Origin of the sequence: Aneurinibacillus sp. UBA3580 (genome assembly GCF_002375825.1) — a bacterium.
GTDB lineage: Bacteria > Bacillota > Bacilli > Aneurinibacillales > Aneurinibacillaceae > Aneurinibacillus > Aneurinibacillus danicus.
In genome coordinates this window covers 1-14,504 of sequence record NZ_DFMZ01000122.1, presented here as the reverse complement: position 1 = coordinate 14,504, position 14,504 = coordinate 1, and the positions used below count along the sequence as shown (strand labels likewise).

Annotated in this window: 15 protein-coding genes and 1 riboswitch; of the genes, 7 read left to right on the top strand and 8 right to left on the bottom strand. The window is 49.4% G+C overall.

The features are described 5' to 3' along the window. Positions 1 to 219: hypothetical protein (locus tag B2899_RS16800; RefSeq protein WP_414631791.1), on the bottom strand; the 219-nt coding region annotated here is incomplete at its 3' end. 178 nt (positions 220 to 397) lie between these two features. Between B2899_RS16800 and B2899_RS16795 the strand changes: the two genes are divergently transcribed. After that, positions 398 to 1,492 carry a CotH kinase family protein gene (locus B2899_RS16795; protein ID WP_218029548.1) on the top strand — a complete coding sequence of 365 codons (1,095 nt, stop codon included), beginning with the start codon at positions 398 to 400 and terminating at the stop codon, positions 1,490 to 1,492. 640 nt (positions 1,493 to 2,132) lie between these two features. On the opposite strand, the gene B2899_RS16790 is transcribed toward B2899_RS16795, so the two are convergent. Then, a complete protein-coding gene (locus B2899_RS16790; protein WP_146809991.1) occupies positions 2,133 to 2,750 on the bottom strand; it encodes a trimeric intracellular cation channel family protein in 618 nt (205 codons plus the stop codon). A gap of 191 nt (positions 2,751 to 2,941) precedes the next feature. Next, positions 2,942 to 3,047: riboswitch (TPP riboswitch) on the top strand. 141 nt (positions 3,048 to 3,188) lie between these two features. Between B2899_RS16790 and tenA the strand changes: the two genes are divergently transcribed. The 4 genes from tenA to B2899_RS16770 are packed head-to-tail and all read left to right on the top strand — an operon-like array spanning position 3,189 to position 6,789. Beyond that, positions 3,189 to 3,881, top strand: a complete 693-nt coding sequence (gene tenA / locus B2899_RS16785; protein ID WP_146809996.1) for a thiaminase II — start codon at positions 3,189 to 3,191, stop codon at positions 3,879 to 3,881. Continuing rightward, positions 3,878 to 4,477, top strand: coding sequence for an ECF transporter S component (locus B2899_RS16780; RefSeq protein WP_286887275.1), 600 nt, complete (start codon positions 3,878 to 3,880; stop codon positions 4,475 to 4,477). The genes tenA and B2899_RS16780 overlap by 4 nt, the downstream gene beginning before the upstream one ends. After that, on the top strand, positions 4,455 to 6,053 hold the full coding sequence (locus tag B2899_RS16775) for an ABC transporter ATP-binding protein (protein ID WP_286887274.1): 1,599 nt from the start codon (positions 4,455 to 4,457) through the stop codon (positions 6,051 to 6,053). Before B2899_RS16780 ends, B2899_RS16775 begins: the two co-directional genes overlap by 23 nt. Beyond that, positions 6,019 to 6,789 carry an energy-coupling factor transporter transmembrane component T family protein gene (locus tag B2899_RS16770; RefSeq protein WP_146809995.1) on the top strand — a complete coding sequence of 257 codons (771 nt, stop codon included), beginning with the start codon at positions 6,019 to 6,021 and terminating at the stop codon, positions 6,787 to 6,789. Before B2899_RS16775 ends, B2899_RS16770 begins: the two co-directional genes overlap by 35 nt. A 69-nt stretch (positions 6,790 to 6,858) precedes the next feature. Here the strand turns inward: B2899_RS16770 and glnA are convergent, their stop codons facing one another. The 4 genes from glnA to hflX all read right to left on the bottom strand — a co-directional run bounded on the left by glnA (position 6,859) and on the right by hflX (position 11,335). Further along, positions 6,859 to 8,193: a type I glutamate--ammonia ligase gene (glnA, locus tag B2899_RS16765; protein ID WP_146809988.1), complete on the bottom strand. Its 1,335-nt coding sequence runs from the start codon at positions 8,191 to 8,193 to the stop codon at positions 6,859 to 6,861. A 69-nt stretch (positions 8,194 to 8,262) separates the two neighbouring features. After that, positions 8,263 to 8,667, bottom strand: coding sequence for a MerR family transcriptional regulator (locus tag B2899_RS16760; protein ID WP_146809987.1), 405 nt, complete (start codon positions 8,665 to 8,667; stop codon positions 8,263 to 8,265). 115 nt (positions 8,668 to 8,782) lie between these two features. After that, entirely contained in the window at positions 8,783 to 10,051 is a 1,269-nt protein-coding gene (locus B2899_RS16755; RefSeq protein ID WP_286887271.1) for an aminotransferase class I/II-fold pyridoxal phosphate-dependent enzyme, read from the bottom strand. Between the two features lie 24 nt (positions 10,052 to 10,075). After that, on the bottom strand, positions 10,076 to 11,335 hold the full coding sequence (hflX, locus tag B2899_RS16750) for a GTPase HflX (protein ID WP_286887277.1): 1,260 nt from the start codon (positions 11,333 to 11,335) through the stop codon (positions 10,076 to 10,078). Positions 11,336 to 11,568: 233 nt separating this feature from the next. Here hflX and B2899_RS16745 point away from each other — a divergent pair, with 233 nt between their 5' ends. Both B2899_RS16745 and B2899_RS16740 read left to right on the top strand, forming a co-directional pair. Continuing rightward, positions 11,569 to 11,874 (top strand): hypothetical protein, encoded by a 306-nt coding sequence (locus B2899_RS16745; RefSeq protein ID WP_146809984.1) that lies wholly within the window; start codon positions 11,569 to 11,571, stop codon positions 11,872 to 11,874. 87 nt (positions 11,875 to 11,961) lie between these two features. Next, a complete protein-coding gene (locus B2899_RS16740; protein ID WP_286887270.1) occupies positions 11,962 to 12,735 on the top strand; it encodes an SIMPL domain-containing protein in 774 nt (257 codons plus the stop codon). Between the two features lie 266 nt (positions 12,736 to 13,001). On the opposite strand, the gene B2899_RS16735 is transcribed toward B2899_RS16740, so the two are convergent. Together B2899_RS16735 and B2899_RS16730 are read right to left on the bottom strand one after the other, a co-directional pair. Then, positions 13,002 to 13,160 (bottom strand): hypothetical protein, encoded by a 159-nt coding sequence (locus B2899_RS16735; protein WP_170230227.1) that lies wholly within the window; start codon positions 13,158 to 13,160, stop codon positions 13,002 to 13,004. A gap of 74 nt (positions 13,161 to 13,234) precedes the next feature. Next, entirely contained in the window at positions 13,235 to 14,140 is a 906-nt protein-coding gene (locus tag B2899_RS16730; RefSeq protein WP_146809994.1) for a chemotaxis protein, read from the bottom strand. Positions 14,141 to 14,504: the final 364 nt, after the last annotated feature.

Genomic DNA, 14,504 nt, shown 5'->3' with positions numbered 1-14,504 from the left:
ATGACGGCGACCGCTCGAATGACGGCGGCCTTTAGAATGACGGCGGCCTTTAGAACGATGGCGACCTTTAGAATGATGGCGGCCTTTACTGTGCTTTCCTGCGGCTGTTGGCTCTTTATCTATCTCAACTGGCTCTCTTCGCATAAACATTTCTACTAACTCGGCATTTGCACTATCAGAAATAACTTCACGGATTTCCTCCTGTGTCAATGTCCTCATAATAAACACCCCTTTTTGCAGATTCCCTACTTAATTGGCAGGTATAATATTTTATGGATGAACAAAAAAATAGTGTGGACTTATATAAAAATCAATCAACTACCCAGTTTTTGTAACCTATCTTTCTCTCCTTACATAAAATGTAATCAATAAAAACGGAGGGAAGAAATATATGGTAATTACTAAAACTAGTGATATACCACACTATTATCTATACATTCATCCGAAGGATTTACATGAGTTGCGGAGAGATATATGGTGCGATGAGCCTGTACCGGCTAAACTGAAAACAAACAATATGAAATATGAAATCGATTTTGCCTATCGCGGTTCGCTTACCCGTAAGTTCCCAAAAAAATCCTATTATGTACGTTTTATAAAACATGCCTCGTTATTTGGAGAGCAGGAAATCCATCTAAACGCTGAATACGCTGATCCTTCTTTAATCCGAAATAAACTCTCCCTGGACTTTTTTCGGACGATTGGCGTTCTTTCACCACGCGCTCAACATGTTCTGCTCACCCTGAACGGGAAATTTTTAGGAGTCTATTTGCAACTCGAATCCGTAAATGAGCTATTTCTCCAGAAAAGAGGGCTGCCTTTAGGGCCGGTTTATTATGCAATTAATAATGACGCAAATTTTTCATTAGTGAGCCATCATTATAATGATGCAAAAAAAACACTTGAATCCGGTTATGAACGAAAATGCGGCACCAAATCAGATGACGAACTTCTGCGTGAATTGATTTATAAGATTAACACCATACCGCGTTCAAGTTTTAGTAAAGAGATTGCTTATTATATTGATGTAGATAAGTACTTCCGATGGTTAGCAGGAGCGGTTTGCACTCAGAATTATGACGGGTTTGTCCATAACTATGCTTTATACCATAATAAGCAGACAGGCTTATTTGAACTTATTCCTTGGGACTATGATGGAACATGGGGAAGGGACTGTAAGGGGAAGATGATGGAGCATGATTATGTTCCAATTGAGGGATATAATACTCTTTCCGCACGGCTTCTCGACGTTCCACATTTTCGATCCAGGTATTGTGAACTTCTTGAAGAAATACTTGAAACTTCGTTCACTCTAGAATCACTTGAACCTAAGATTCATTCGCTAATGAATTCTATTCGTCCTTATCTTGTAAGAGATGACTATAAGAAAAAAGACATCCAGAAATTTGATGCGGAATCGGAGTACATCACCCGTTTTATTGTGAAGAGAAATCATTATCTGCGTGAACGTTTGTCGGATTTAAAACAGTAATTCCATGAATACTTCCCCACTGAGCGGGCAATCGCTGAAGCGGGGGCTTCAATTTTACAATAGATCGCGGCTTGATTTTGGGGTGAGGATATTCTTCAGTACAGGCAGCGATTCGTACACATAATGGGTCAGCGTTACAATAAAATACCGGCATACCAGTTGCCGCCTGCATGGCATGCCGGTATAGAGGCAGGTTTGTACATTCCAGCACAATGGCTCCCTTTTCACTCTATAAAATTATAACAGGCTTAGTTCATTCCCGCTAAAACTTCAGCGTTCTTTTCATTGTAACATTCCATGCATAGCGCATCTTTTTCCTCTGCTTCATATTCTGTTAATTTAACGCCGCAACTTCTGCACGTAAGCTCAGTAAAAACTATATTCATTTCTATTCCCTCCATTATCCGTATATTTTTGCAAACCTTTAAACGCAATCATTTTGAAGGGAGCCAAAGTCTACGTTATTACAATTTCCTATACGAAATAAGAATAAAGCAAGTTTCTGTTTTTCTGACTTTTTACAAATCGTACACAAAATTAAGATTACAACAGCAATTGAAAGATTCGGAAAATCAAAGACGATAAGCAAGCAAATGAAACCCCGGCCTTATGTCATTGACACCAGGCCGGGGTTTGTAGTTTACTGCACCGCTTTATGCAAAGAACGACGCGGCAGTTTCCATTTATAGAATACAGACAACACTCGCAGCACAACAATCGCAACGCACAGCCCATACAACTGTACGGAATCTCCAATGTCTACAATCCCCGTGCCGATGCACAGCCCGGCTCCGATCGCCCATACAGCGTAGATTTCTTCCTGCAGCACCATCGGACGCCGACCCGCCAGCACATCGCGAATCACGCCGCCGCCGATGCCTGTCATTACCGCCGCCACGATGATTGCGCTCAACGGACGATCGAGCTGCGTCGCATACAACGCGCCCTGCACAGCAAATGCCGCGAGACCAATCGCGTCAAAGAACACCTCCGAGCGACGCCAGTATGCGATTAACTTTACCGGCAGAAAGAAGAACACCAGCATGGTTAGTAACGCTGTCCATAGCAGCGTTCCCTGCTCCCAAAGCGTAGGCACCGGAATACCGATAAGAAAGTTCCGCACGATCCCGCCACCGAATGCAGTCGCCATGCCAAGCACGAATACGCCGTATATATCATACTCTTCTTCCATCGCCACCACCGCGCCGCTCAGCGCAAACGCCATTGTGCCGATAATGTTCAAAATCTCCCACGTCACGCTGCATCTTCCTCTCTATTTTTCCCTCATTGATATTTAATCTTTCAACAGGTTACAAGAGGTCCTTGCACATCGTCAAGCAAAACCGCCGACAAGATAGTTTATTCGAAAAATTTCATCGTCTATCTTTTTGCATTTTACAGCATTGACAGGTCAGCCCGAACCTGTTATTCTACGGATAATTTCATAGGAAAGTCCACTGGGGGTGCCGTAACGGCTGAGATAAGGCGCAGTAGCCTTGATCCCTTCGAACCTGATCTGGATTATACCAGCGTAGGGAAGTGGCATGACGACTGGCCATTCCAATTTGGTTGTGATGGCGCGTTATTCTTTGTCTCGCATGCCGCTCTACTTGTAGAGCGGCTTTTTATTGGGGCAAGGGACCGGTGGAGCACTTTCTTCTCTGAAAAAATTGATTTGTTAGGAGGAATTTATATGATGACATTTACCCAACAGCTTCGCCAGGATGCCGATCCAATCTTTGAGGCCATCTTCGCTCACCCATTCGTGCGGGGCATTGCCGATGGGAATTTGGACAAAGAAGCCATCATCCATTATGTAAAACAAGATTTTGAATATCTCAACGCCTTCGCCCGCATCTACGGCATCGCCATCTCTAAATGCGAGAAACGCGAAGACATGGCGATGTTTGCCGAGCAGATCTCATTCGTACTGCACGGCGAAGCCCATCCCCACAACAACTTGTGCCGCGTAGCGGGCGTCCGTTATGAAGATGTGCAGGGCTATCCGCTTGCGCCGAATGCAAGCCATTATATTCGCCATATGCTGACGGTCGCGCATGAAGGTACGCTCGGAGAAATCATCGCAGTGCTTCTGCCGTGCCCGTGGACATATCTTGAAATCGGACAAAAGCTGCTTAAAGAAGTCAATCCCACTCCTTCGCACCCGTTCTATGAATGGATTACTTTTTATGGCGAGGCATCCATGAACGTGCTGACCGATCGATTCTGCGCACGGCTTGACCGCTGGGCGGAAGAGGCCAATGAAATGGAGAAAGAAAAAATGAAGCAGCATTTCCTTACCAGTTGCCAGTTGGAATACCTCTTCTGGGATATGGCGTATACAAAGCAAACCTGGCCGGTTGAGTTGGGACAGGTGATGAAACGATGAGTTGGAAAATGCGGGAAGTTGTACTGACCGTCGTACTGTCCATCGCGTGCGGCGTGCTGTACCTTGGCTGGTCTACCCTCTGGCTTCCGATCTCGGCGCTGATAGGACCGGTCGGCGCTGAAGTGATGTTCGGTGTCTGGGTGGTGGCGAGTCCGTTGATCGCTTATATTGTACGCAAACCGGGCGCCGCACTGATTGCGGAGCTGGCGGCGGCGGCCGTTGAAGTATTCACGGGCAGCCACTTTGGTCTCTCTTCGCTGTTAATCGGATTCTTTCAGGGACTGGGCGCCGAATTGGCCTTTTTCCTGTTCGGCTATAAGAAGTATTCATTGCCCGTCCTCATGCTCTCGGGTGTACTCGCTGCGGTCGGCAGCATGATCTACAGCCTGCTGGCCAATGGCTTCGGCTATTATACTCCGGGTGTACTCGCGGCTACGTTTGCACTGCGAATAGCCAGCGGCGCTATCCTCGGAGGAGTACTCGGAAAACTGATAGCCGAATCGCTGGCGAAAACCGGCATTCTTCAGCAGTACGAAATGATGCGGCAGCGCAGACAGCAACGTGGTGAAGGATATGATTCCGTATCTAGGATGTAACAATCTTTCGGTCCGTTTCTACGATGCTCCCTCCTTCACGCTGCAACATCTGAGCCTTTCGATTCAACGTGGCGAAAAAGTACTGCTGCTCGGGCCAAGCGGCTGCGGAAAATCCACCCTCCTGTCTGTGCTGTCAGGAATTATTCCCGCCGCGATTGAAGCGGAAGTAAAGGGCGAGGTGACACGCCCTGAATCCGTCGGCATAATGTTTCAGGACCCGGATGCCCAATTCTGCATGCTGACTGTCGGTGATGAGATTGCGTTTAGCCTGGAGAACCGCCGCATTCCGCGGGATGAAATGAACGGCCGTATTGAAAAAGCGATGGCACAGGCGGGTCTGTCTGTGCCCAAGGATACGCCGATCGAGACGCTGTCCGGCGGAATGAAGCAGCGTCTGGCGCTCGCATGCCTGTTGGCACTCGAAGCGGATGTACTGTTCTTCGACGAACCGACGGCACAGCTTGACCCGCAGGGACGACAGGATGTGTTCACACTGCTCAAATCGGTATCGGATACAGGAATGACCATGGTATTCATCGAGCACGTACTGGATGGTTTGATTGACTGGATGGATCGTGTCATCCTGTTTGATGCCCAAGGACGCATCATCGGGGAGGGTGCACCAAAAGACGTACTGACCCGGTACGAAAAAGAAATGGAGGCCGCCGGTATCTGGCGGCCCCGTCTCTTCCCTCATACCCTAGAAGAGGCCTGTGCCCCTTCCCATCCGCTGCAGATCGGGTGGCGCGAAAAGCTGAAGCAAAGCGAGACGCGGGCCAGGTCGAAAGGGGCGGTAGAGCCGGACATCTACACCATACGCGATCTGACCATCGGCTACGGCAAAACCAATATCCTTGAACATGTTTCGTTTTCGCTTCGGCAAGGCGAATGGACGGCCATTATCGGTGAGAACGGCGCTGGAAAAAGCACACTGTTAAAAGCGCTCGCCGGATTGGAAAAAGGAAAACACGGGGAGGTATACTTTCAGGAGCGACCCATCCGCAAGTGGCCGGCCAAAAAGCTGTACGAACAGGTCGGCTTCGTATTCCAGAATCCGGAGCTGCAGTTCGTCACAGATCGGGTATACGATGAAGTGGCATTCGGGGGACGCGTTCGTCAATGGGACGAACATGTCCTTACAGACAAAACGAACCGCCTGTTGCAAGAGTTCACCCTGAATGCGCATCGCGATCATCATCCGTTCATGCTAAGCCAGGGCCAAAAAAGACGGTTGAGCGTGGCGACAATGCTCTTGTTTGATCAGAAAGTGCTCCTCTTAGATGAGCCAACGTTCGGACAGGACGCTGCCACCGCTGCCCAATTACTCGCTCGTTTGGAAGAGCGAAAAAAACAAGGAACCGCCATTGTCATGGTCACACACGATATGGATTTGGTGGACCGGTACGCAGACCGTGTCATTTGGATTGCAGACGGTACGATTCAATTTAATGGTGCCCCGTACGACTTGTTCTCTTCCGGCGCTTCTCTGCCGGGGTTGATGCGGCCGCTTCACTATGAATGGGAAAGGAGGATGCGCCATGATGCATGCCAACCGCTCCCGTTTGGCTCGCGTTAATCCGGCTGTAAAATTGACTGCCCATTTAGCCGTTATGCTGTTTCTCATGATGATTGCCGATCCGATTACTTCCGCTCTGCTCTGGCTACTATCCATCATCGTTGGAGTCATGTTCGGGGGATGGACCATGCGGTATATAAGAAAGCGGATTGTACCGTATCTCGGATTTTTCCTGCTGGTCTTCTGGATGCTGGCCGCTTTCGGCAAAGGCGAACATGTCCTTGGGCAATTTGCCTGGTTCCGCATCACGGAAGAAGGCATCTACCATGGTCTGACGATTGCGTTTCGCATGCTCGGATTCGTTACGTACGGTCTGCTGTTCACATCCACTACCGATACGACACAGCTGGTTATGAGTTTAATTCACCAGTATCGCCTTTCGCCCAAATGGGGATACGGACTGCTGGCAGGTCTCAGGTTTGTACCTCTGTTTCAAAGTGAGCTTGCGCAGATGAAAGCCGCACATAAAATCCGAGGATTTCATGCGCAGGGGAAGTTAAAATCATTTGCCCGCTATACACTTCCTCTGTTCACCCAGGGTATCCGCAAGGCGGAACGGGTGGCGATCGCAATGGAAGCCAGAGGATTTGACGGTTCGCGCAACCGTACGTATTATCACACTCCCGTAACGTCAAAGAGTGATTATGTATATGCCGGTACTCTCTTCCTTGCTGTCGCTGTCATTACGGCTGTTTCCGCTTTTTCAGGCTGGCTGCACTGGGCATGGAACGAGTAATACCGCAAAAAATCCCGGCAGCATATCGCTGCCGGGATTTTGATTTGATCTTTCGAAAACCAGTTTGAATTAGTAATTCATGTATTGTTCGCGTTCCCACGGATGAACCGCTGTACGGAACATATCCCATTCGATTTCTTTCGCTTCTACGAAGTGCTCAAGCGCGTGCTCACCCAGTACGGCGCTGATAACTTCGTCCGCTTTCAGCTCTTCGATCGCTTCTTTCAGCGTTGCAGGCAGGTTGTCGATGCCGGCTTCTTTGCGCTCTGCTTCGTTCATTACATAAATGTTGCGATCTGTTGCCGGCGGAGCTTGCAGTTTGTTTTTCACACCGTCAAGCCCTGCTGCCAGAAGAACGGCCAGTGCTAAATACGGGTTCGCTGACGGGTCCGGGTTGCGCACTTCGATACGGGTGCTCAAACCGCGGGAAGCCGGGATACGAATCAGCGGGCTGCGGTTTTTCGCAGACCATGCCACATAGCAAGGCGCTTCATAACCAGGAACCAGACGCTTATAGGAGTTGACTGTCGGATTGGTGATGGCAGCAAAGCCGCGTGCGTGCTTGATGATGCCTGCAAGGAATTGCATTGCCGTTTCGCTCAAGCCAAGCTCTGTAGACGGATCTTCGAATGCATTTTTGTCGCCGGAGAACAGAGACAGGTTGCAGTGCATACCGGAGCCGTTAATTCCGAACAGCGGTTTCGGCATAAATGTGGCATGCAGACCGTGTTTACGGGCAATCGTTTTTACAACAAGCTTGAACGTTTGGATTTGATCAGCCGCTTCGACCGCATTTGCGTATTTGAAATCAATCTCATGCTGACCCGGCGCCACTTCGTGGTGAGACGCCTCTACCTGGAAGCCCATTTGTTCGAGTGTCAGTACGATATCACGGCGGCAGTTCTCGCCGAGATCGAGCGGCGCGAAGTCAAAGTATCCGCCCTGATCGTTCAGCTCGTTCGTCGGCTGGCCATGTTCATCAAGCTTGAACAGGAAGAATTCCGGCTCCGGTCCAAGGTTGAAAGACGTGAAACCCAGATCTTCCATGTCTTTCAGCGCGGCTTTCAGGATTTGACGGGGATCTCCCATGAAGGGTTGACCATCCGGAGTGTAGATGTCGCAAATAAAGCGAGCAACTTTGCCGTCTTCCGTTGTCCACGGGAAGATAACGAACGTATCGAGGTCCGGATACAGATACATATCAGATTCTTCGATGCGCACAAATCCTTCGATAGACGATCCGTCGAACATCATTTTGTTATCGAGCGCTTTTTCCAGCTGGCTCGTCGGAATTTCTACGTTCTTGATCGTGCCGAGCAGGTCAGTGAACTGCAGGCGGATGTATTTTACATTCTCTTCTTTGACCAAGCGATAAATGTCTTCTTTCGTGTACTTTGCTGCCATCTCCAAACAACCTCCTTAAGATCTCTCCTCAGCAAGGAGACTCCCATATGATTTTTTATAGATGATTCATTAATGGAAGAAGCGGGAAAGCTCCCCCCGATTAAGCGGTGTTTGCCCCGGCCGGGTCGTAAACATTTGCTGCTTCAGAAAATCACGCAGCTCGCGGTCGGACATTTCTTTGCGTTCCTGTTCGACTTTCTCGTAAAGCATATTGCTGACTCGCTTGCCTTCCTGCTTCATCGCAAGCACTTGCTTGATGCCGGCAATATTAAGTCCTTTCTCAAGCAGCGATTTGATTTCCAGCAGGCGGTCTACATCATTAAAGGAAAACAGGCGCTGATTTCCTTTCGTACGCGCCGGAGAAATCAGATTCTGCTGCTCATAGTAGCGGATCTGACGCGCTGTTAGTTCTGTCAGCTGCATCACGATTCCTATCGGAAAAAGAGCCATATTGCGGCGAATATCATCTTTCATTTCTTTATCTCCTTTCGCCGGTGAATCTCCTTGCTTCCTTGGTTCTTATTCTACATATGTTAACTTTCCTCGTCAATACATGTTAGATAAATTTACACATTTTTTTTAGACTTTTTTAGATTTTTAACAAATTCTTCTCGATCATCCCGTCCAGCGCGGTCAGCACACCCACCTTGACATGTGAAGCGGTCAGACCACCCTGCACAAATCCGAGATACGGCGGGCGGATCGGACCGTCGGCAGACAGTTCGATACTCGAACCCTGAATAAACGTACCGGCAGCCATAATGACCTGATCGGCATATCCCGGCATATCGCCCGGTTGCGGTACCACATGCGAATCAACCGGGGCCGCTTTCTGAATGCCCTGACAGAACGTCACGAGGCCTTCAGCCGTGCCGAATTCGACGGATTGAATAAGGTCTGTGCGCGGCGCATCCCAACTCGGATTTGTCTTGAAACCTAATCTTTGCAGGAGTCCGGCCGTGAATACCGCGCCTTTCAACGCTTCTCCTACCACGTGGGGTGCGAGGAAAAACCCTTGAAATATTTCCAGCAGTCCGCTCTGTGTCGAGCCAACCTCGGCCCCTAAGCCCGGTGCAGTCATGCGATATGAAGCCATCTCCACCAGGTCGGCGCGTCCGACGATATAGCCGCCGCTTTTGGCCAGACCCCCGCCCGGGTTCTTAATGAGTGAGCCGGCCATGATGTCGGCCCCTACTTCGAGTGGCTCCTGTTCCTCGGTAAACTCACCGTAACAGTTATCCACAAACACAATGACGTCCGGACGAATGCCTCTGATGAACGCGATCATTTCTTTAATTTTTGCGATTGTAAACGACGGGCGATCCGCATACCCGCGCGAACGCTGGATGCCGATTACTTTCGTATTTGTATGTATCGAGCGGGCGATCGTTTGTTTATCGATTTCGCCTTCCGCCGTCAGCGGCACTACGGCGTAGCCCACACCGAATTCTTTGAGCGATCCCTTGCCGTGACCGCGTACCCCGACAATTTCTTCCAATGTATCGTACGGCGCACCGGTAATGTACAGTAGCTCGTCACCCGGGCGCAGCATACCGAACAGCGCAATCGCAATCGCATGCGTACCGCTCAGGATATGCGTGCGCACGAGCGCCGCCTCACCGCCGAATACGTCTGCATAGACCTTTTCTAATGTTTCACGCCCCATATCGTCGTACCCGTATCCGGTCGACGGCGCAAAATGAAAGTCACTCACCTGATGTTTGCGAAACGCTCGCAGTACTTTAAATTGGTTGTAGTCAGCCATTCTCTCGATCTCACGCAGGCGCGGGCCGATTTCTGCTTCCACCTGCTCAACATACGGTGCTAATTTCTCTCCATGCTTTAAATACGAAAACACGTTATCTGTCCCTTCTATACGCTCTTAAATAATAAACTCTGCAAGCTCGGACGAAAGCTGTTCGATATGTTTTCCTTTCGCCTCAAGCTCATAATACATGCCGTCTTCATCGACGTTTTCACGGAGAACGTGAAGATTGCGGTGCACAAGGGCATACAGGTCGCTGCGTGCCGTTGGCAGGCGCAGCAGGTAGCGGCTGTACCCGCTTTCGATATGCGCTTCCACCGCCGCAAGCAAGCGTTCTATGTCGTCCTCTCGGTGCGCGGAAATATACAGCACCGATCCCGAAATCGTTGCAATCGGCCGCTCTTCTACGGCATCCATCTTATTGAAGACAGTCAGGCGCGGAATGGCTCCGGCTCCCAGCTCGGCCAGCACTTCGTCCACTACTTCCATATGAATTTGATAATCAGGATGGGAGGCGTCAATCACTTGCAGAATTAAATCTGCTTCAGCCGCCTCTTCAAGCGTAGAACGAAAGGCAGCCACCAGTTGGTGCGGCAAATTCTGAATAAAGCCAACTGTGTCGGTTACGATAATTTCCTCACCACCCGGAAGCCGCACACGGCGTGAGGTCGGATCAAGCGTGGCAAACAGCTTGTCCTCCTCGAGAATACCCGCATCGGTCAGACGGTTCAAGATTGTTGACTTGCCTGCGTTCGTGTAGCCGACGATGGCAACCTGGAATACCTCGTTTTTCTTGCGCCGATCGCGGTATAGCTGGCGATGTCGTTTGACCTCTGCCAGATGTGCCTCAATCTCGCTGATTCGACGGCGAATATGGCGCCGATCCGACTCCAGTTTCGTCTCTCCCGGCCCCCGTGTGCCGATACCCGCACCAAGACGGGACAGTTCCGCCCCTTTTCCTGTCAGGCGCGGCAGACGGTACTGTAATTGAGCAAGCTCGACCTGCCACTTGCCTTCCCGTGAACGGGCACGCTGGGCGAAAATGTCAAGGATAAGCTGTGTACGGTCGATAACCTTGCACTCGATGACCTGCTCCAGGTTACGAATTTGCATCGGCGTCAGCTCATCGTTGAAAACAATCAGGTCTGCTTCCAATTCTTCCGCCAGACGATTGATTTCTTCTACTTTGCCCTTACCGACATACAAACGCGCATCCGCCTGATCACGCCCCTGGGTCAACACGGCGACGACGTCTGCCTGCGCGGTTCTCGTCAATTCCGCCAACTCTTCCATCGACAGGTCAAAATAGCGCCGGTCGCTGTTTTTCCGGTAGCAGCCGACGAGAATCGCCCGTTCGGTTTTTCGCTCATCTACAATGTGTATTGCAAACGCCTCCTTACAAACGCAAAGTCTCCTGCTTTCGCACCGTTTTGCACGAAAGCTTCTTACACTATTATACTATCTTATCAAAACAGTCCTCCATTCACACGAAATTTCCCTACTATAATGAAAGAAAAACGTTCCCCTTATTCGGGTAGCCGCTTCACTATCCAGCGAACACTTTTTATTTGTTTTTTTCGATATAATATTAAGGTAAGGAGGGAACAAACATGGCTTTTGGCATTACACGCGCAGAGCTTGCCGCCTGGAAAACGAAGGTCGGGCGAGGTGAAGTGGCGCTCTTAACCCACTTCTGGCTGCACCCGCGCTATCCGGGTATCAAAACGGTCACCAAAGCGGGCTGCGCCAACCTGGACACCCTGCTGGAATGGGGACAGACCTATGGATTGGAGCAAAAACACCTGCATATGCGTAAGGGATTTCCACACTTTGACTTAATCGGTGATAAACAAAAAGAAGTTCTGGTACAGGAAGGGTTATGGGAACAGATACACCGTTTCCGAATACCGGTATAGGCAGGCTTTCTTTATTTAAGCGCTCGCAACTTTCTTCGCGGCCGATCCGTCCATATAGTTACCATATGGACAAAGGAGAGGAAAAACATGACTACCGTTAAACGCTTCAAGCCACTCAGCTGCGCCGTACTGCTTGGCGCCGCCTTATTCACCGGTGCACTGACCGCCCCTGCCGCTTACGCTGCTGAGCCGCAGATGAATGCTGCAAGTACAAGCACGGCTGCGCTTCGTACCATCACGGTAACCGGATATGGAGAGGTTGTCGTTCAGCCGGATATCGCTTATGTTCAGCTTGGTCTTCATACTACCGGAAAGACCGCACGCGAAGCCCAGGAGAAAAATGCCAAACAATTCAAGGCTATCCACAGTGCACTGGAAAAGCTGAATATTCCCGCTGCGGACATTCAAACCGTCCGCTTTGTCACCATGCCCGATTATTCCTGGGAAAATAATAAACAGGAGCTCAAAGGATACCAGGTAGAGCAAATCGTCCAGGTAAAGTATCGGAACCTGGCAGGCATCAGTCAGCTAATCGATGCAGCGACGGCGGCGGGAGCCAACCGGATCGAAAACGTTTCGTTCAGTTCTGAAAAAATTGAAGAATACCGGATGAACGCCATGGATGCGGCGCTTGACAACGCCAGACTTAAAGCAGAGCGAATGGCCAAACGCGCCGGCGTGAAAATAAAAGAAACGGTACAGATTACGGACGGCATAGCACCAGCTCCACCGGTATATCTATACAACCTGCCGCGCACAGGCAGCATGAGCGATGCGGCAAAGGAAGAGAGCAGCGGAAGCCGGGTGTATCCGGGTGAGCTGAAAGTGGGAATTTCCGTGACCGTGACGTATTCCTACTAACCTGGCTCTCTCTATGCACGAAGCAGAATTGTCGCTTTATGAAAATCATGAGAAGAGCGGCTTAATTCTGTGATAAGAAAGAAAAAAGCGGAAAGAACGAGAACAGGATTTTAATAATGTAGAAAAAGGCGAAAGCCTTTTTCTTCCCTGGATCTTATTTCCTCTTTCCATCTTTCCTTTTTCATGATTTTTACAGAAAACGATGCAGAAAAGCCCTCCGGCACACTTTTTGGCCGCAGGGCTTTCCTTTCTCTAGAAACGACTTTTCATTCTTTTTCTTCTTCCGCTTCAGCCATGGATATCGTCTTCGGCGGCTCCTGGCCTGTAAGCGGAATCTGGCCGTCCCGGCCAAACTGATCCAGGCGCGACGGTTGGCTGCGCGGATGCGTCATTTCAGCCGCTTGTCGTTTGTTTCGGTCGGTCATTGCTGTTCCTCCTTTGCCAAACGCTGCCTATAGTATGGCCCGAACCGTCTGGTTTTATCGCTGTGTGCTTACGATTATAAAACCAATTGATCGATAATCTTTATGAGGTTGCCGATCTCCGGTTTACTAACCTGTGCGTCCGCTCCTACTTTCTCGCCTTTATGACGCAAGTCGTCCGTAATGAGCGAGGAGAAGATAACCACCGGCAGTTTGCGCAACTCCGGATGTTCTTTGATACGCTTTGTCAAGTGGTGGCCGTCCATTTTCGGCATCTCAATATCCGTAATCACCAATTGGATATGATCGACTACATTCTTTCCGGTACGAACAAGATGCTCGAGGTAATTCCACGCTTCGTTTCCGTCCTGGCATATTTCAACATGTACATAACCGGCTTCGTGCAGAGTTTCTTCGATCAACTTGCGCAAAATAGCGGAATCTTCCGCAAGAAGCACACGTTTGGTGGATGGAGAGCGAGAGCCTAAATCTTTCAGTTGACCCATATTAATGCCCGTTTCCGGACTGATATCTACCACCACTTTCTCGAAGTCCAACAGCAGAATGAAGCGATCGTCCAATTTTACCACACCGGTCGTGCTGCTTTCGATACCACGTGCCAATTCGGACGGTTTCTCAATCTGCTCCCAGGAAATCCGATGAATGCGCGACACAGAGTGCACATAGAAGGCTACTTTCATCTGATTCAGCTCAGCAATAATTAGCTTGTCTTGTTCCGGATGCTCGGACGGCGGATAGCCCAGCGCTTTCGCCAGATTGATTACAGGAAGCACCTCGCCGCGCAGCTGAATGATTCCCATAACGTGCGGATGCATCTTCGGCGTCCGCGTTACCGGTACAGGATTGATAACCTCACGTACCTTAATTACATTAATACCAAATGTTTCACCTGCAATCCCGAACTCGATAATTTCTAGTTCATTCGTGCCGCTCTCCAAAAGAATTCCCTTTTTATCATCCATCGCCATATGTCCCGGCCCCTTTCCTCGTTCCCTTTCCGTTCTGCATTCAGATTATCGGTGTATCGCTATCTGTCTACACCCTACATTTTATGTTTGGTACATTAGACTCTCATACTTCTTAGTAATATAGTACCTTATCAACGGGCTTTCGGGCTAGAGGCTAATTTGGAATATTTTTTGTGAATGTTATACGCAGTATTTAAATACTTAATTTCCACTCTTTATTTACTCCTTGCTCATGAAATAAAAAAAGAAGGAGAGAGGAACAAAGATCTAAGGACGAAAAAGGCCGTCGCCTTTTTTTCCATTGAAATCATCCTCTCGTTCTCTTCTCTCTTTCCTTCATACCACAAAAGTCAGCCGC